Genomic DNA, 15,316 nt, shown 5'->3' with positions numbered 1-15,316 from the left:
TGGTTCAAACCACCAGTTGACTCCACAGCACCCCCACGCTGAGGGGAACGCTGAGGTTGTCGAGACCCCGCCAGCTGAGCTGTTCCAAACCGGTTGCCATGGCCACCATGCCAAGGGCTGCTGGCAGGGACAGGTCAGCCCCCGACCATCGCGCCAGGCCGATCAGCACCAGGCCTGAGACAACGGCCATGGTCATCGTGCCGACGCTTGATTTGGTCTGACCAAACAGAACCCACTTCGGGGACACGACGTTGCGGCCGATCAACCCTGCAAGCCCATCCCCTAAGGCCATCACCAGAACCCCGGCGGACACCGCATCGGCTCGGGTTGGCCAGAACGGCAGAAGCAGCGTTGTGATTGCGATGCCGTAGGCGATGGTGCCGTAGCTGTTGCGATCAACATCCTCAACGGCGGGGATGAAGCGCCATTGGTGGTTGATCGTCGTCACAACGGTGATCACCGCCGCAACAGGCAGGGCAACAACGAAGGGAATTTCAAAGAACCAGGCCAAAGGAACCACGGCTCCGGTTCCGATGTGCACAATTTTTCGGCTCAGTTCCCGTTGATTCGGCCGAAGCCGGCGGCAAAACACGGCGCCTACTACCACCATCGCCATCCAGGTCAGGATGGCGATGGGTCCGGTGATGGAAAGCAAGTGGCTTAGGCGGCTTGTTGGTGGTTGGTCATGGCGCGCAGTTTGAGAATCGCTTTGGCCTCCAGCTGTCGGACGCGCTCACGCGACACATTGATCTGACGACCGATTTCGGCAAGGGTCAGAGGCTCTTCACCACCAAGACCGAACCGCAACTTCAGAATCTTCTGCTCGCGCTCGTTCAACTGCGAGAGCCAGCCCCCCAGATGTTCTTTCTGGATGCTGCGATCCATCCCCTCCATCGGTTCTTCACCGTTGGGATCCGGGATCAGTTCACCCAGGGTGCTGCGATCTTCCTCGCCACGAGCATGGGCATCCAGGGATGCACAGGGTGCGCTCTGGGAGATCAGATCCTCCAGTTCCCGGGGCTCGATGCCCATGGCACTCGCCAACTCCAGCCGATTCGGTTGACGACCGAAGCGGTGGGACAGCTCCCGGGAGATGCGACGCATCTTGGAGAGTTTTTCGCTGATGTGGATCGGCAGGCGAATGGTGCGGGCGCTGTTGTCGATGGCCCGCGTCATGCCTTGACGAATCCACCAGTAGGCATAGGTGGAAAATTTGTAGCCCATGGCGGGGTCGAACTTGTCGACCGCTCGCTCCAGGCCGATGGCACCTTCCTGAACCAGATCGAGCAGCTCCAGGCCCTGGTTCTGGTATTTCTTCGCCACGCTCACCACGAGGCGGAGGTTGGCGGCCATCATCCTGTCGCGGGCCCGTTTGCCCATGCGGATCTTGTGGCGATGCCGGGAGGTCAGCTCCTCTTCCGGTAGCTCCTGAAGTTGCTTCATGGCTTGCACATGGTGTGCAAGTTCGATCTCTTCAGCTGCCGTCAGCAAGGGGATGCGTCCGATGCTGCTCAGATAAAAACCGATGGAGTCGGTGGCAAGCCGCCCTCCTTGTCGAGTTGATGGTCGACGTCCGGTGGACGGCAACGCAGGTTCCTTCCGGGACGACTGTTTTGTCGTGCCGGAAGATTCCAGAGGGATCCCCATCACCCTGGTCTCCTGAATGAATTTGGGCTGAACTTAGCACCAAGCAACAGTGCTGACTGTTTCGAATCGAAAGAATTTCAGGAGCTGAATCTTTGGGCTTTCAAAACAACTGATTCGGCCGTGATCGTGGTGGCTTCAACTTTGTTTTTGAAGGAATGTTGTATCGGATGTCACAGACGCAATCCCTTTGAAAACCAAAAGAATCACAAGGATTGGATGCCGTTGCTCCATTCCTTGATCAATTGAATCTGGGAATTGCGTTCCGAGGTGTCGTTTTCGGGTTTGCGCTGCACAAATGTTCCGTCGCTCTGCATGTCCCAGGCGGCCTGGTTGTCATTCAAGTAAAGCTGCAGCAGGCGTTCAAGTTTCTGGCGATGCTCTGGGTCTTCGATCGGAGTGACTGCTTCAATGCGGCGGTCGAGGTTGCGGCTCATCCAGTCGGCACTGCCGATGTACACCTCCGGTGAGCCGCCGTTGGCGAAGGAAAAGATTCTCGAGTGTTCCAGGAACGGGCCGATGATGCTGATTACACGAATGTTTTCACTCAATCCTTCGCAACCGGGATAGAGGCTGCACATGCCGCGAATGATCAATTCGATCGTCACTCCGGCTTGGGAAGCTTCATAAAGAAGCGCAATGATCGTTGGGTCCACCAGGGAATTCATCTTGGCTCGGATCACGGCCTCTCGGCCCTGCTGAGCATGTTCAATTTCGCGGCGAATTAACAGCTCCATGCCTTTTCGCAGGGTGACGGGGGCTACGAGCAGGCGACGAAAACTTTGCTGCTTGGAAAAACCGGTGAGGTAATTGAACAGTTCCACCAGGTCTTGACCCAGTTCCTGGTTGGCGGTGAGCAGGCCCAGGTCGGTGTAGAGCTTGGAGGTTTTGGAGTTGTAGTTGCCCGTGCCGATGTGCACATAGCTCTGCAGCTTGTCTTTCTCCTTGCGCACCACCAGAACAATCTTGGTGTGGGTTTTCAGCCCCAGCACCCCGTAGACCACATGCACTCCGGATTGCTCCAGGTGCCGGGCCCATTGGATGTTGTTGTCTTCGTCAAATCGTGCTTTCAATTCCACCAGTGCCATCACCTGCTTGCCGTTTTCGGCGGCACGGATCAGTGCAGCGATGATCGGCGAGTCTTTGGAGGTGCGGTAGAGCGTCATCTTGATGCCCATCACCTGGGGATCGTCCGCTGCCTGGTTGATGAACTCTTCGACGGTTGTCGAGAAGAGGTCATAGGGATGGTGCAGAAGGATGTCCTGACGGCGAATCACCGAGAAGATCGATCTGAACTCATCCGGCTTGATTGCTCCCTCGTCCAGCAGGTGTTGCTGACTGCGGGCTAGCACCGTGGGTGTCTGGCCTCCGTGGCTTTGGCTCTTGAGTTTCGGCAGCGGTAGGGCGGTCAGGCTGAGCAGGTCGTCCAGGCCCAGGGGACCATCAATCACATAGAGGTCTTCCTCTTCAACGCTGAGACCTGTCATCAGCATCTCCACCACGTCCTGAGGCATTTCGTTGGGCACCTCGAGGCGCACCACCTCACCGCCCATGCGTCGCTTTCGCAGTCCTTGTTCCAGGGCCAGCATCAGGTCATCGGCTTCCAGATCCCTCAGTTCCAGATCCGCATCCCGCGTCACGCGGAAGAAGTAGTGCCCCTCGATCGTCATGCCAGGGAACAGCTCCTTCAGGTTGAAGGCGATCACTTGCTCGAGGGCGATGGCGGTGTGAACGGGTTTGTGCTCCTGGCCGCTCAGGTGCGAGGGGATGGCGATGAAGCGAGGCAGATTTTTCTGGGGAACTTTCACCCGGGCAAATTGCCGTTGTCCTGTTTCCGGATCAACAACCACGGCCGCAACGTTGAGGCTCAGGTTGCTGACGAAGGGGAACGGATGGGCGGGGTCCACAGCCAGAGGTGTGAGCACCGGAAACACCGAGGTCTGGAAGGTGTTGTCAACCCATTGGCGTTGGTCGTCGTTCAGCTGTTTGTAATCGAGCAGCTCAACCTTGTGTTCCAGCAGCTTTGGCCTCAGGTGCTGGCGGTAATGCACCTGTTGCTCTCGCAGCAGGGGAATCAGCCGTTCCCGGATCGCCAGCAGCTGCTCCAACGGCGATTTGCCATCCTCACTTGGCCTGCTGACGCCCGCCTCCACCTGAGACTTCAGTGACGCCACGCGAACCATGAAGAATTCGTCGAGGTTGTTGCTGAAGATGGCGCTGAACTTGGCTTGATCGAGCAGAGGTGTGCGCGGATCCAGGGCCTGGGCCAGCACCCTTTCGTTGAAGGCGATCCAGCTCAGCTCCCGGTTGATGTAGTGCTCCGGGGCTAAGGCTGCTGCGCACATGGGCTGAACGGCTCGGCGCTGGTGTCGTTAGCCGAAACGTAGCAATCAGGACTGGCTTGGTTGTGTGTCGGAGATGTCCGGTAGAGGGCTGCCGGCCACCAGGCCGATCACGATCACCAGCACGGTTGCCGCAGCTGCAAACGGGCTCACTGGACCCAGCAGGTCGTAGCTGAATCCCGCCAGGGGAGGGCCGAGGAAACTGCCCAAACTTTGCAGGGCCTGCAGGCTGCCGAGGGCACTGCCTTGCCCTTCCCGACCCAGGCGCCGTGACACCAGGCTGCGCAGGCTTGGTGTGACCAATCCGGTGCCCAGGGCCAGGATGCCGACGGCAGTGAAGATGGCGCCCGCCCGATCGGATGCACCGACGCTGGGGATCAGCAGGCACCCAATGATCACCAGGCCGAGGCCCAGCAAGGTCAGACGCCATTCACCGAACCGTTTCACCAGCGGCCCGATCAGCCCTCCCTGGACCACGGTGGCGACGACCCCCACCACGAGGAAGGCGGTGGTGGCGAGCTCAGGGCCCCAGCCGAAGCGCTGCTTGAAATAGAGCACCAGGATGGCGGTGAAGCCGTTGAAGGCCAGGAAGAAGAGGAAAAAAGCTCCGCACAGTCGCCCCACGCTGGGGTTCATCAGCACCTGGCTCAGCCGTGCAAACGGATTGAGGTCGCGTTTTCTGGGCAGGTTTTTGCGGGAGTCCTGGGGATGGGTTTCCGGCAGCAGATTGAGCACCACCAAGAGGTTGAGTGCAGCGAAACCTGTGGCCACCCAAACGGGAAGGGACACGGCCACCCGGGCCAGTTGCCCGCCAACGAAGGGGCCAAGGATGAACCCCAAACCAAAGGCCACGCCGATCAAGCCGAAGGCACGGGCTCGCTTGTCGGGAGGCGTGATGTCGGCGAGCACGGCGCTGGCTGTTGCTGCCGTACCGCCACTGATGCCGTCAATGATCCGTGCTGCGAACAACAGCAGCAGGGGCAGCAGGCTTTGGCTGGGCCAAGGCAGTGAAACCGTCACGGCAAACAGGCCGAGCCCCACCACGGATCCTGCGACGCAGATGCTGATCACGGGGCGGCGGCCGTAGCGATCACTGAGCGCTCCGATCAAGGGAGTGACCAGGAACTGCGCCAGGGCATAGCTTCCCGCCAACAGTCCCAGGGTTCGTCCGTCTGGGGCGAACTGGGCCAGGAGAAAGGGCAACAGCGGAAAAACAATGCTTTCGCTGAGGCGGTCGTTGAGCAGCGTGAGAAACGCGCTGAGCAGTGTGGGAATCCGAGGACGCTGCAAGCTTGCTGCCACGCAGGAGAGACTCACATTCCCACAGGCGGCTCCATGGCTTTGCGTCCGATCGCTCCGGAGGATCACCCGCTGTTGCGGGAGATCTATGCCGATGCGATCGAATCGCAGGCTCCCCTCCTTTATTCAGATGAACAAGTCAGGGCCTGGGCGGCTCTGGCCTGGTTGCCCGGCGTGCTCGATGCGAGTTTTCGGGAGGGCTCGGGATGGCTCACCACTGATGGTTCGGCCTTTGCGATTCGCCATCCGGAAGATCGTCTTTCGTTGCTCTACTGCCGTGGTTGTGCCTCGAGGCGGGGGCATGGCAGTGCCCTCCTGAAACGGATTGAGGCGGATGCGCTGGAGTCCGGCGTTCAACAATTACGAACGGAGGCCAGCCAGTTCAGCCGACCGTTGCTGGAGCGACGGGGCTGGTGTGTGGAAGCGCCAGAGACGATCCTGATTGGAGGCGTTCCGTTCGAGCGCTATCGGATGGTCAAGCTGTTTCGCCAAGCGCAGAGTTGATCAAGCTGGGCTTGGGCCTGGCCCATCTCCAGAACGGATGCTGCCCGTTGAATGCCCTGTTCCAGGGACTCACTGCAGCCGGCGAACCACAGATAGGCACCGGCGTTCCAGCGCAGGGCGTCGCAGAGAGGGCCTTTGTTCTGAAGGGCGTTTCGTGCCTGCTCAGCCCAGGTGGTGTCGTCAGCCCATTCCACGTCGGCGTCGTGACAGCCATGGTCACGGGGGTGCAGGATCAATCGCTCCGCTTTGCCATTCCGCACCCGGGCCGTGATGCAGGCTCGGCCGATGGGCAGGTCGGTGCCTCCTTCCAACCCCTTCACGGTGAGAACATCGGTTTCGCCGGCTTGCTTGAGGGCTTCCCAGGCGCGGGCTTCTGTTGGTGGGTGGACAAAGCCACTCACAAGGAGGTGGTCGCCTTGGTGGGGTGTCCAGAGCAGTTCCAGGCTGGCAACCGGGGGCCGCTTGCCTAGTTCTTCGCGGTAGCCGATCAGGGTTTCCGCGATGGGGAAATGATCCGGCTGGTGAATCAGGGCGAAGCCGTTCTGCTGGAACCCGTCTGCAACGGCGCTGATCGGTAGACCTGTGAGGTCCAGATCGAGAAGGCGGAACAGATCAACAGCGGTGACGCCGTATTTGATCGGCATCCGTTCACCGCCCTGCAGAACCACCGGCTGACCACAGGCCAGCAGCACCAGCGCGGTGAGCGGGTAAATCGGCGCTGTGCGCGTGCGCCCGTCGTAGGGCATGCCGAAACACAACGGTGCTCGACTGCCAGCCGTGGATTGCAACACCGGGCCATGGGCTCGGTAGGTGTCGAGCATCCCCGTGAGTTCCTGGGGTTCGGGCCGTCGGATGCGATGGGCAATCAGGAAAGCGCCGATCTGTGCGGGCGTCGCTTCGCCCTGCAGCATCAGCTCCATGGCATCAGCCGCTTCCTCGCGACTCATGCCTTTGCTGGTGTGTTCACCGCTTCCCACCTTGCGCAGGTGCTGCTTGAAGCGGTCGCGGCCGGAGAGAACTGCGCTCGTCAAAGGTCCGGCCTCTAGCTGTGATCAGTCTTCAGGAGTGACTGACCCGGCAGGGGTAGCAATTGCTACGAAAGCTCAGGGCCTGCTCAGCCGAGATAGCCCCTCGAAACTGCCATGGCGTGGGTGCTGCGGGTGGTGGCGTCCTTCGGCGTAATAGAGCCGCTCCAGCATCAGTTGGGGAGCAGTGGTTGGCGGAAGGAATTGCGCCTGCAGCAGGGTCGCCATCGATTGGAAGAATTGGCTCATTGCAAATTTCTTCTGTAAAACAAATTTCCCCGATCAAGAGACTGTCGGCTGTGCTTGTTGCTTCAAAACAGGCTGTTGTTTTGTAGTTGATGCTTCATTGTTCAGTCAGCGTTTGCGCAACAGTTTCGGGGCTGCTGAGACGTTCCGGCTTGGAACGCTGTTTTTGAGGCGGCCATAACAATTTTTCGTTCAATCATGACTGTTTCAGCTGTTCCCTCGACCCCGTCGTTGGCAGCTCCTTCCCAGGAGACCGTCACCGCCAACTTGATGGCTGCCAAGAAGGCCAAGGGCATGAGCTTTGCTGATCTGGAAGCAGCCCTGGGCCTCGACGAGGTCTGGATCGCTTCCTTGTTCTATGGACAAGCCACAGCTTCAAAAGAAGAGGCTGAAAAGCTGGCTGAGCTGCTCTCCCTTGACCCAGCCATCACTGCCGCTTTGCAGGAGTTCCCCACCAAGGGAAGCCTCGATCCGGTGATCCCCACTGATCCCTTGATCTATCGCTTCTACGAGATCATGCAGGTCTATGGCATGCCCCTGAAGGATGTGATCCAGGAGCATTTTGGTGACGGCATCATGAGCGCGATTGACTTCACGCTTGATGTCGACAAAGTGGAGGATCCCAAAGGTGATCGCGTCAAAATCACCATGTGCGGCAAGTTCCTGCCTTACAAAAAGTGGTGAACATTCAAGTGTCTTGATTGAAGACATCAAGCCCCGCAAGTGCGGGGTTTTTTTATTGGCGGAATTGTTGGCTCAGTTGGGTGCTGGCCATTTTCCGCCGAACGTCGTCATTCAGCTCCTGGCTTAACTCCAGCAGGCAGCGCTGACTGGAAGGTGTGGCGATGCAACCGAGCGCGCGGAAGGCGGCCTCGGCAACAGGCAGGGAACCATTTCCACACAGCTCTGCCAGCTTTTCGCTGATCAACACGCCATCGCGGCGTTGCAGAACCCGAATGGCGGCCACAACGACTGGATCGCGAAAATCATTCAAAACCTCTTGGCAGAACTGCAGCAGTTCACCGTCGTCGAGGCAGTGGGACCGGAAGCTGAGCAGTTGAAGACCGGCAAGTCGGTGTAGTTGGCCCGGGTGATGCAGGCAATTCACCACCACCGATTCGGGAACTTCGGCGCCCCAGCAGGCGAGAGCCTGAACCACCATCAGGTTGGCGTCCTCATCGTCTGAGGTTTGCTCGAGTTGAGCCAACAACCAATCGCGGGCTTCGCTCTGGTGGCAGAGCCCTGCCGCCATCACCAAATCGGGCAAAACCCCGTGGCTGGCGAGGAGGTCTTGGATCACTGGCCAGCCGCGCTCGGCCTGCATCCCCAGTTTTTCGCAGAGGGCTCGCCGCAGATCAACAGAAAGGCTGGGGGAGTAGACCTCCCCCAGCCAAGCGGGCTCCAAAGGAGCGCGTCGAGATCGGGCGAGCCGTTCCCAGAGAACGGCTTCGTCGTTCATGGATGGATCAGCGGGCACCCAGTTCAGCAGCGAGCTCACGCTCCAGCTTTTCATCGTGCTCGGTGGGCAGCACGTTATCCATCGGCGTGCGATGGGTGCTGTAGAAGAGCATGCCGATGAACACCATGCCGCCCACGATGTTGCCGAGGGTGACAGGCAGGAAGTTCCAGAAGATCACCTTGGTGAAGGGGACGCCTGAACCGAGGATCGGGCCAGCGGTGTGCAGGAACTGGTTCACCACGATGTGCTCCATGCCCATCGATTGGAAGGCGGTGATCGGAAGCCAGCAGGCCAGGATCTTGCCGGGAACGCTCTTGCTCACCAGAGCCATGGTCACGCCCAGGCAAACCAACCAGTTGGCCACGAGTCCGCGCAGGAAGGCGAGGAAGAAGCCCATGCTTCCCAGGGCCTCGTACTTCTTCTCAACGTTGATTTGATTGAGGGCCATGATCTTCTGGGCCACGGCATCCCAGATCGGCGGGCCGACGTTGTCAGCAGCGCCATCCATGGTGCCGCTGGTGAGGCTGATGGCCATGATCACGGCCACAACGGCGGTGCCGATCCAGTTGCCGATCCACACCCAAACCCAGTTGCGGAACGTGGCACCCCAGGTGCTCTTGCCGGCCCAGGTGGCCATCGGCAGCAGGGCGAAGTTGCCGGTCACCAGCTCCATGCCGAACAGCACGATGCTGGCGAAGCCGAAGGGGAACAGCAGCGAGCCCACGAAGGGGGCTTTGACGGTGATGCCCACGGTGAGGGCCAGGATCACTGCAAGGCCAAGGATGGCTCCGGAGTAAAAGCCACGGATCAGCAGGTTCTTCACGCTGACCGTTGATTTTTTGCCGCCGGCGGCAATCATGCCGTCGACAAGCTCATTGGGTAGGACGTAGTCCATCAGATGAGATTGAGAGTTGGACGAAGGTTTTGATGTCAGCCGCTGATGCGGTTCATCAGGCGGGAGAACAGATCAGGGCTGCCGCCCTGACGGTTGATGGCGGCTCCGTCGCGACCACTGGCGCTGAGCCAGTTGACGAAACGAGAGAACACGTCGTTGCGGTTGGCCATGACGGTGAGGGGAAGTGGTCGATGCGGGGAGCCGTGACTTCAAAAGGAAGCGTCACGGCTACAGCAGCGATCAGGCCTTGGGGGTGGCCCCGAACTTCTCGATCAACACCTGTTTGAGAGCGGTCTTGATCTCATCGGCCGGGATGGCCTTGCGGTGGATTTCGCCGATGCTCGGGTTGGCACCTTGGGACCCACCGATGGTCATCGTGTAGCCCTCTCCCATCACACCTTCACTGTTTTTGGCCTTGGTGCCGGTGAGGCCGATGGCACCCATGTAGGCCTGGCCGCAGGTGTTGGGGCAGCCGGTCCAGTGGATCTTCAGCTCTTCAGGAAGATTGAGCTCCTGGTCGAGTTCCTTGGCTGCTTCGAGCGCTTGGTCTTTGGTGTTAGTGAGGGCGAATCCGCAGTAGGTGTTGCCGGTGCAGGACACCGTTCCTGCAGAGATATGACCGGGCTCCAGCGGGAAGCGTTGCACCAGGGCGTCTGCCTTCAGGGCGTCCTGCTTGTCGTTGGGAAGGCCAACGAGGATGACGTTCTGATCTTCGGTGAGACGCACCTCACCACTGCCGTAGTTGAGGCTTGCGGTTGCCAGATCCTGCAGATCTTGGGCGGTCAGGCGACCCACCGGAACGTGCAGTCCGGCATAGGAAAGCCCTTCCTGTTTCTGAGGATGGAAGCCGTAATGGGAGCGGGGCGTGGTGTTGAACACAGAGCCCGGGTCTGGGGTCAACGGACCGAAGAGTTCTTCCACCTGGCTGCGGAACACGTCGTGGCCCACTTGATCCAGGTAGAGCCGGAAGCGGCCTTTGGGGCGCTTGTCGCGCTCACCGTTGTCACGCCAGAGCCGGATCACGGCATCGGTCATCTTGCAGATTTCCTCTGGCTTCACCCAGGCGTTCAGGGGAACGGCATAGGCGTTCATCTGCGATGACAGAACACCGCCGATCCAGACGCCAAATCCCATCACCCCATCCCGTTCCACGGGGTGGAAAACGATGTCGTTGTGGAGCAGGAAATTGTCCTTTGCACCGGCAACGGCGGTGTTCCACTTGCGAGGCAGATTGGAATACTCCGGATTGCCCTGACAGTTGTTGGTGAGGAAGTTCTGCAGCTCGGTGGTGTAGGGCCGCGTGTCGACGATCTCGTTGGGATCAATACCGGCGATGGGGTTGCCGGTGACGTTGCGGGGGTTGTCGAAGCCGGATTGGATCGTGCTGAGGCCGGCTTCCTTCAGCCGCTTGAGGATTTCCGGCAGGTCGCCCAGCAGCACACCGCGCAATTGCAGGTTCTGACGGGTGGTGATGTCGCAGCTGCCGTTTTCGCCGTAGCGCTCGACGATGGAGCCAACCACCCGCAGCTGATCGGCCGTCAGCACACCATTGGGCACCCGCAAGCGCAGCATGAATTTGCCTGGCGTTTTCGGACGCCAGAACATGCCGTACCACTTCAAACGCAACTGGAGGTCGGTTTCATCCACCTGCTCCCAGCCGAGCTCGGCGAATTTTTCGATTTCGCTACCGACCAACAGGCCATCTTTGGCCGCCTTGTTCTGCTCGATCTTGTTGAGCTTCTTGCCATCCAGGTAAGGCCTGGAGGGAGAGCTAATGGTCATAAGTCGAATAACGATTGGGCGGATTGATTGCTCAAAGACGAGGCGCGAATCAATCGAGATGGCCCGAAGACCGGCAACGCTTCAAAAGGAAGGGGAGCGTTGGGTTGACTGAATAAACACTGCGACGGCGACCCTGGTCCGTAACAAAGGGAACACTTTTGGCGTTGATCAATGCCAGGGGCTTTGTCCTCTCGGATTTGTAAAACCGGCTACATCTGACGGTTCCCGCGAGGCCGTAAAAGGCAACTTGTTTCCGCCTCAGTATTGGCGTCCAATTTCGCCAACCATGCGCACCGCTCCGGCCCGCAGCATCTGCCAAACCCGCTTCATCGCAGCGAAGTCTTGGTCGAGTTCGGAGGGTCCGGTGGGGCGGTCGAAGCTTCGGTCGTACCGGTCATGCCGGTCGTAACGAGCCTCCCTGGCGTCGTACCCCCGGCTGTAAGTGTCTTCTCGGACGTCGTACCGGTCGTCCCGGGCGTCGTACCGGTCGTCTCGGAAGTCGTACCGCTCAATGCGTCCGTCCAACGGCTCCCGGTAGGAGCGGCTGTCCAATGGGGCACGATCAAAACGACGGCGGGGCGCCATGACTCATCCAACGTTCACAACAACCCGATGACATCAGCCGGCATGGTCATCAATCCGTGGCCATTGCTACGGAATGACGCTTCCGATGGGGGGCGGCAAGGGTTGCATCTGGTGGTGCATGGCCGCAGTGGCGGTGTTGTTCCTGAGTGTTTGGCCTCTCTGCCAGACCTTCTGGCTCAGCGGCGTTCGGCGCCCGTGCAGTTGGAGGTGCTGACGGCTGAACAACCCGTATCGGCGCTTCCCCAATCCTCTTGGATCGTTCCGTTGCTGCTGCTGCCTGGGGCGCACGCCCGCACGGATGTGCCGGCGATTCGCAACAGGCTTCGTGGGGCTGGAGCCAGTGTGCGGTTGCTGCCCTTTCTGGGCTCTTGGACCACCTGGTGGAACGCTGTGCTCTCAGCACTTCCGTCGTCTGAGCGCGCTGATGCCGTGCTGGTGCACCACCCTTTGCGCCCGGGGGTGGCGGATCGCTTTCTCGCGATGCTGGCGTCTCGCCTGGCTTTGCCGTTGGTTCCCTTTGATGCCTGGCCCGAGTTCCAGCAGCGCCACCCCAGGGCTCGGCCACTTCCACTAACCCTCGCGCCAAACCGCATGACGGATGCGTTGAGCGAAGCTGGTGGATTGCCTCCTCTGCTGGAGCATCCCCCCACACGTCAGGCCCTGATCGATCTGCTTGTTTCCTTGCCGTGACCACCGCTGACCAAACCGGAACCGTTTATCTGGTGGGAGCCGGTCCCGGCGATCCCGAGTTGCTCACGCTGAAGGCGCATCGGCTGCTGAGCCAGTGCGATGCCCTGGTGTACGACTCGCTGGTGCCCGAGGAAGTGCTGGATCTTGTGCCGGCAACCTGCGAACGCCGTTTTGTCGGCAAGCGTCGCGGACATCATTCGGTGCCCCAACCCAGCACCAATGCCGTGCTCGTGGAAATGGCCCAGAAACACAGCACCGTGGTGCGCTTGAAGGGGGGTGATCCCTTCCTGTTTGGTCGTGGAGGGGAAGAAGCCGCTTACTTGGCGGAGCGGAACATTCCTGTTCAGGTGGTGCCTGGTGTCACCGCTGGCATTGCTGCCCCTGCCTACGCCGGAATTCCCGTCACCCACCGGCGGGCGGGGTCATCGGTGACCTTCGTCACCGGTCATGAGGAAATCGACAAGCGCCGTCCTTCCGTGGATTGGCGTGCCCTGGCTGCGGCCAGTGACGGATTGGTGATCTACATGGGGCTGCACAACCTGCCTCGGATTGCAGAGGAGCTGATGGCGGGTGGTTTGGCTGCGACTACCCCCGTGGCGGTGATCCAGCAGGGCACGGTGGCGGGGCAACGCTGCCTCAAAGCCACCTTGGTTGACGTTGCCGACCAATGCCGAGCCGAAGCCTTCAAGTCACCCTCGATCGTTGTGGTGGGTGAGGTGATTGATCAGCAGGTTGAAGCCTGCAGGCCCACACCGGCAGCGGTCACGATGCCGATTCCGTTCTGAACAGCTCCGCTCGATTCCGCTCTATTCCTTCAAGCGAGCCCGGAGCTGGGCCAGGTTGCACGGTCGGGTGTCGGCATCGAGTTGAGCCCGGATGAGCCGGTTCCAAGCGGTGGTCACCGCATCCAGAGATCCCGGTAGCACAAACACGAATGTGCCGTTGGCCACGCCGGCCAGGCAGCGGCTTTGCAGGGTGCTGGTGCCGATGCTCTCGAAGGAGAGCACACGGAACAGTTCACCGAATCCTTCGATGGTTTTGTCCAGCAGCGGTGCCACCGCTTCGGGGGTGCCATCGCGGCCGGTGAGCCCGGTTCCGCCGCTGGTGATCACCACATCAACCCCAGGATCGGCGATCCAGCGGCTCAGTTCACGGCGGATTTGATAGCGATCATCCGGGCAGAGTTGTCGCTCCTGAAGGCGATGCCCCGCGTCTTCAAGGCTGCGCTGCAGCTGATCTCCGCTGCTGTCGTCCGCCAAGGTGCGTGTGTCGGAGATGGTGAGCAGGGCGATGGAGAGGCCCATGGCACAGCGGCGGAGCCCTCGGACGCTAGAACCACTCCAGCTGCCATGGACGTGGTGCTGAAGGTGCTGCTGTTCGCTTCCCTGCGAGAACGCGCCGGTTGGGCCGAGCGTTCCCTTCCCTTCACACCAGGCGTCTGGACGGCCCGTGAGGTCTGGAACCAGCTGGATCTTGGTCCGCTGGAGGGCATCAGCATTGCGGTGAACCAGGAGTTGGTCGGTGCCGATCAGCCGTTGCAGGCCGGTGATGAGCTGGCCTTTCTTCCACCGTTCACGGGGGGGTGAAGCGTGACCGATTGCCGTGTGGAGGTGTGCCCGGATCCCTTTGATCCTTGGCAGCAGCTGGCGCTTTGGAGCGGGGATGCCGCGGCCGCGGCGATCTTCATGGGTCGGGTGCGTCCCACCACCATGGATGGCCGGCCTCTGGAGGCACTTGAGCTGGAGCACTTCCCCGGCCTTTGCGAACGTCAGATCACGGCCATGGCGCAGCGGCTGCAGCAGGAGCACCGGACGGGGCCGATTTTGGTGCTGCATCGGGTGGGCAAGCTCGCCCCCGGTGAGCCGATCGTGCTGGTGGCGGTGCAGGCCGATCGTCGTGGGGCGGCGCAGCGCTGCTCGGCCGCCTTGTTGGAGCAACTCAAGCACCAGGCACCGTTCTGGAAGCGGGAGTGGTGCGCTGGTCAGGGCACCTGGCTGGAGGCCAACACGCCACTTTGATCAAGGCGCGGGTGCTGCAGCTGGTAGCCCAGCTGTTTGAGCCGGGTGTTGCGGATCCGCCGGCCCCCTGAACCCGGTTCGTCCTGCCCAAGCCAGCGCACGGGCGCCAGGCCCTGGCGCTGCAGGCTGCGCCCCACCAGGTCCCGCAGCCGAATCGGCTCGTCGTTAACCACATTCACCAGGCCGGCCCATTCAGCATCGAGAGCTGCTTCCAGGGCACCGGCAGCATCCGCCACATGCAGCCAGTTGCTGTAGGTCGAGCCGCTGCCAGGGCGTTCCAGTCCGGCGAGCCCGCGCAGGCGTCGGTCGAGATCGCGGCCAGGGCCATAGAGCGCCCCGAGGCGCAGGATGCACACCCGCCGGCCGCTGATGCCGCTGAGCAGTCGTTCGCTTTCCAGCAGAACATCGCCATGGCCGCGGCCTGGCGCGGGAGGCGTTTGCTCATCCACCCAGTCCCCCGCGGCATCGCCGTACACCGAGCAACTGCCCGTGTAGACGATCTGCCGCAGTTTCGGCAGTTGTGGCAACAGCGACGTCAGGCAATGGAAGCTGTCGACGAAGGTGCGGCGGTAGCCGTTGGCATCCACCTGGCGATCTCCCTTAGGCCCGAGGCAGAACACGGCGCTGCTGCTCTGCCGCAGGGCGTTCCGCAATTGCACGGGGTCTGTGGCGTCGCACAGCTCCACCCGATCGGCCAGGGGGCTGAGTTGCTCCAGCCGTTCGCTGGTGGTGGTGGTCAGCGTCAGCTTCAGCTGGGGGCGTCTTGGTTGCAGCCGCTCCGCCAGGGCGAGTCCCACGTAGCCGCAGCCAACGATCGTCAGGTCCAT

General features: G+C 60.9%; 19 protein-coding genes. 6 read left to right on the top strand and 13 right to left on the bottom strand.

The window, feature by feature from the left end; all coding sequences use genetic code 11:
* Positions 1-4 precede the first annotated feature (4 nt).
* The 4 genes from DXY04_RS03550 to DXY04_RS03535 all read right to left on the bottom strand — a co-directional run bounded on the left by DXY04_RS03550 (position 5) and on the right by DXY04_RS03535 (position 5,276).
* Positions 5-655, bottom strand: a complete 651-nt coding sequence (locus DXY04_RS03550; RefSeq protein ID WP_115161006.1) for a diacylglycerol/polyprenol kinase family protein — start codon at positions 653-655, stop codon at positions 5-7.
* A 5-nt stretch (positions 656-660) separates the two neighbouring features.
* Entirely contained in the window at positions 661-1,647 is a 987-nt protein-coding gene (locus tag DXY04_RS03545; protein ID WP_115009753.1) for an RpoD/SigA family RNA polymerase sigma factor, read from the bottom strand.
* 203 nt (positions 1,648-1,850) lie between these two features.
* The gene (gene ppk1 / locus DXY04_RS03540; RefSeq protein ID WP_115161005.1) at positions 1,851-3,989 is read right to left on the bottom strand and encodes a polyphosphate kinase 1; all 2,139 of its coding nucleotides are present in this window, start codon (positions 3,987-3,989) and stop codon (positions 1,851-1,853) included.
* A 45-nt stretch (positions 3,990-4,034) separates the two neighbouring features.
* On the bottom strand, positions 4,035-5,276 hold the full coding sequence (locus tag DXY04_RS03535) for an MFS transporter (protein ID WP_170951342.1): 1,242 nt from the start codon (positions 5,274-5,276) through the stop codon (positions 4,035-4,037).
* Between the two features lie 45 nt (positions 5,277-5,321).
* Between DXY04_RS03535 and DXY04_RS03530 the strand changes: the two genes are divergently transcribed.
* On the top strand, positions 5,322-5,789 hold the full coding sequence (locus tag DXY04_RS03530) for a GNAT family N-acetyltransferase (RefSeq protein WP_115161003.1): 468 nt from the start codon (positions 5,322-5,324) through the stop codon (positions 5,787-5,789).
* Here the strand turns inward: DXY04_RS03530 and DXY04_RS03525 are convergent.
* Together DXY04_RS03525 and DXY04_RS03520 are read right to left on the bottom strand one after the other, a co-directional pair.
* Positions 5,750-6,820, bottom strand: a complete 1,071-nt coding sequence (locus tag DXY04_RS03525) for an anthranilate phosphoribosyltransferase family protein (RefSeq protein WP_115161002.1) — start codon at positions 6,818-6,820, stop codon at positions 5,750-5,752. The genes DXY04_RS03530 and DXY04_RS03525 overlap by 40 nt on opposite strands.
* A 72-nt stretch (positions 6,821-6,892) precedes the next feature.
* Positions 6,893-7,063 (bottom strand): cyanate hydratase, encoded by a 171-nt coding sequence (locus DXY04_RS03520; protein ID WP_115161001.1) that lies wholly within the window; start codon positions 7,061-7,063, stop codon positions 6,893-6,895.
* 228 nt (positions 7,064-7,291) lie between these two features.
* Between DXY04_RS03520 and cynS the strand changes: the two genes are divergently transcribed.
* Positions 7,292-7,744, top strand: coding sequence for a cyanase (cynS, locus tag DXY04_RS03515; protein ID WP_115161000.1), 453 nt, complete (start codon positions 7,292-7,294; stop codon positions 7,742-7,744).
* 52 nt (positions 7,745-7,796) lie between these two features.
* On the opposite strand, the gene DXY04_RS03510 is transcribed toward cynS, so the two are convergent.
* From DXY04_RS03510 to DXY04_RS03490, 5 genes are all read right to left on the bottom strand, one after another.
* Positions 7,797-8,519 carry a HEAT repeat domain-containing protein gene (locus DXY04_RS03510; RefSeq protein WP_115161262.1) on the bottom strand — a complete coding sequence of 241 codons (723 nt, stop codon included), beginning with the start codon at positions 8,517-8,519 and terminating at the stop codon, positions 7,797-7,799.
* A 7-nt stretch (positions 8,520-8,526) separates the two neighbouring features.
* Complete coding sequence (locus DXY04_RS03505; RefSeq protein ID WP_115131399.1) at positions 8,527-9,414, bottom strand: formate/nitrite transporter family protein; 888 nt, start codon at positions 9,412-9,414, stop codon at positions 8,527-8,529.
* A 35-nt stretch (positions 9,415-9,449) separates the two neighbouring features.
* Positions 9,450-9,584, bottom strand: a complete 135-nt coding sequence (locus tag DXY04_RS03500; protein WP_006851080.1) for a hypothetical protein — start codon at positions 9,582-9,584, stop codon at positions 9,450-9,452.
* 70 nt (positions 9,585-9,654) lie between these two features.
* Positions 9,655-11,196 carry a ferredoxin--nitrite reductase gene (locus tag DXY04_RS03495; protein WP_115160999.1) on the bottom strand — a complete coding sequence of 514 codons (1,542 nt, stop codon included), beginning with the start codon at positions 11,194-11,196 and terminating at the stop codon, positions 9,655-9,657.
* Positions 11,197-11,454: 258 nt separating this feature from the next.
* Complete coding sequence (locus DXY04_RS03490; RefSeq protein ID WP_136975360.1) at positions 11,455-11,781, bottom strand: hypothetical protein; 327 nt, start codon at positions 11,779-11,781, stop codon at positions 11,455-11,457.
* Positions 11,782-11,823: 42 nt separating this feature from the next.
* On the opposite strand from DXY04_RS03490, the gene DXY04_RS03485 reads away from it, so the two are divergent.
* Both DXY04_RS03485 and cobA read left to right on the top strand, forming a co-directional pair.
* The gene (locus DXY04_RS03485) at positions 11,824-12,471 is read left to right on the top strand and encodes a DNA mismatch repair protein MutS (RefSeq protein WP_244272347.1); all 648 of its coding nucleotides are present in this window, start codon (positions 11,824-11,826) and stop codon (positions 12,469-12,471) included.
* Positions 12,468-13,256, top strand: coding sequence for a uroporphyrinogen-III C-methyltransferase (cobA, locus tag DXY04_RS03480; protein WP_115160997.1), 789 nt, complete (start codon positions 12,468-12,470; stop codon positions 13,254-13,256). The genes DXY04_RS03485 and cobA overlap by 4 nt, the downstream gene beginning before the upstream one ends.
* A 21-nt stretch (positions 13,257-13,277) precedes the next feature.
* Here the strand turns inward: cobA and moaB are convergent, their stop codons facing one another.
* Positions 13,278-13,775, bottom strand: a complete 498-nt coding sequence (gene moaB, locus DXY04_RS03475) for a molybdenum cofactor biosynthesis protein B (RefSeq protein WP_115160996.1) — start codon at positions 13,773-13,775, stop codon at positions 13,278-13,280.
* A gap of 45 nt (positions 13,776-13,820) precedes the next feature.
* Here moaB and DXY04_RS03470 point away from each other — a divergent pair, with 45 nt between their 5' ends.
* Together DXY04_RS03470 and DXY04_RS03465 are read left to right on the top strand one after the other, a co-directional pair.
* The gene (locus tag DXY04_RS03470; RefSeq protein WP_115160995.1) at positions 13,821-14,057 is read left to right on the top strand and encodes a MoaD/ThiS family protein; all 237 of its coding nucleotides are present in this window, start codon (positions 13,821-13,823) and stop codon (positions 14,055-14,057) included.
* 3 nt (positions 14,058-14,060) lie between these two features.
* Positions 14,061-14,489, top strand: a complete 429-nt coding sequence (locus DXY04_RS03465) for a molybdenum cofactor biosynthesis protein MoaE (RefSeq protein WP_115160994.1) — start codon at positions 14,061-14,063, stop codon at positions 14,487-14,489.
* Here DXY04_RS03465 and DXY04_RS03460 read toward each other — a convergent pair.
* Positions 14,453-15,316, bottom strand: a complete 864-nt coding sequence (locus tag DXY04_RS03460) for an NAD-dependent epimerase/dehydratase family protein (RefSeq protein WP_115160993.1) — start codon at positions 15,314-15,316, stop codon at positions 14,453-14,455. The genes DXY04_RS03465 and DXY04_RS03460 overlap by 37 nt on opposite strands.

Source organism: Synechococcus sp. UW86 (genome assembly GCF_900474085.1).
GTDB lineage: Bacteria > Cyanobacteriota > Cyanobacteriia > PCC-6307 > Cyanobiaceae > Parasynechococcus.
The sequence above is the reverse complement of the archived record's forward strand: the minus strand, read 5'-3'. Positions and strand labels throughout refer to the sequence as shown.

Excerpts from the sequence above, each read along its gene's own strand:
- moaB (WP_115160996.1), bottom strand. The coding sequence starts at position 13,775 with ATGGGCCTCTCCATCGCCCTGCTCACCATCTCCGACACACGCACCTTG.
- DXY04_RS03460 (WP_115160993.1), bottom strand. The coding sequence starts at position 15,316 with ATGGACCTGACGATCGTTGGCTGCGGCTACGTGGGACTCGCCCTGGCG.
- DXY04_RS03545 (WP_115009753.1), bottom strand. The coding sequence starts at position 1,647 with ATGGGGATCCCTCTGGAATCTTCCGGCACGACAAAACAGTCGTCCCGG.
- DXY04_RS03520 (WP_115161001.1), bottom strand. The coding sequence starts at position 7,063 with ATGAGCCAATTCTTCCAATCGATGGCGACCCTGCTGCAGGCGCAATTC.
- DXY04_RS03505 (WP_115131399.1), bottom strand. The coding sequence starts at position 9,414 with ATGGACTACGTCCTACCCAATGAGCTTGTCGACGGCATGATTGCCGCC.
- DXY04_RS03495 (WP_115160999.1), bottom strand. The coding sequence starts at position 11,196 with ATGACCATTAGCTCTCCCTCCAGGCCTTACCTGGATGGCAAGAAGCTC.
- DXY04_RS03530 (WP_115161003.1), top strand. The coding sequence starts at position 5,322 with ATGGCTTTGCGTCCGATCGCTCCGGAGGATCACCCGCTGTTGCGGGAG.
- DXY04_RS03485 (WP_244272347.1), top strand. The coding sequence starts at position 11,824 with ATGGTCATCAATCCGTGGCCATTGCTACGGAATGACGCTTCCGATGGG.
- DXY04_RS03510 (WP_115161262.1), bottom strand. The coding sequence starts at position 8,519 with ATGAACGACGAAGCCGTTCTCTGGGAACGGCTCGCCCGATCTCGACGC.
- DXY04_RS03500 (WP_006851080.1), bottom strand. The coding sequence starts at position 9,584 with ATGGCCAACCGCAACGACGTGTTCTCTCGTTTCGTCAACTGGCTCAGC.
- ppk1 (WP_115161005.1), bottom strand. The coding sequence starts at position 3,989 with ATGTGCGCAGCAGCCTTAGCCCCGGAGCACTACATCAACCGGGAGCTG.
- DXY04_RS03490 (WP_136975360.1), bottom strand. The coding sequence starts at position 11,781 with ATGGCGCCCCGCCGTCGTTTTGATCGTGCCCCATTGGACAGCCGCTCC.
- DXY04_RS03470 (WP_115160995.1), top strand. The coding sequence starts at position 13,821 with ATGGACGTGGTGCTGAAGGTGCTGCTGTTCGCTTCCCTGCGAGAACGC.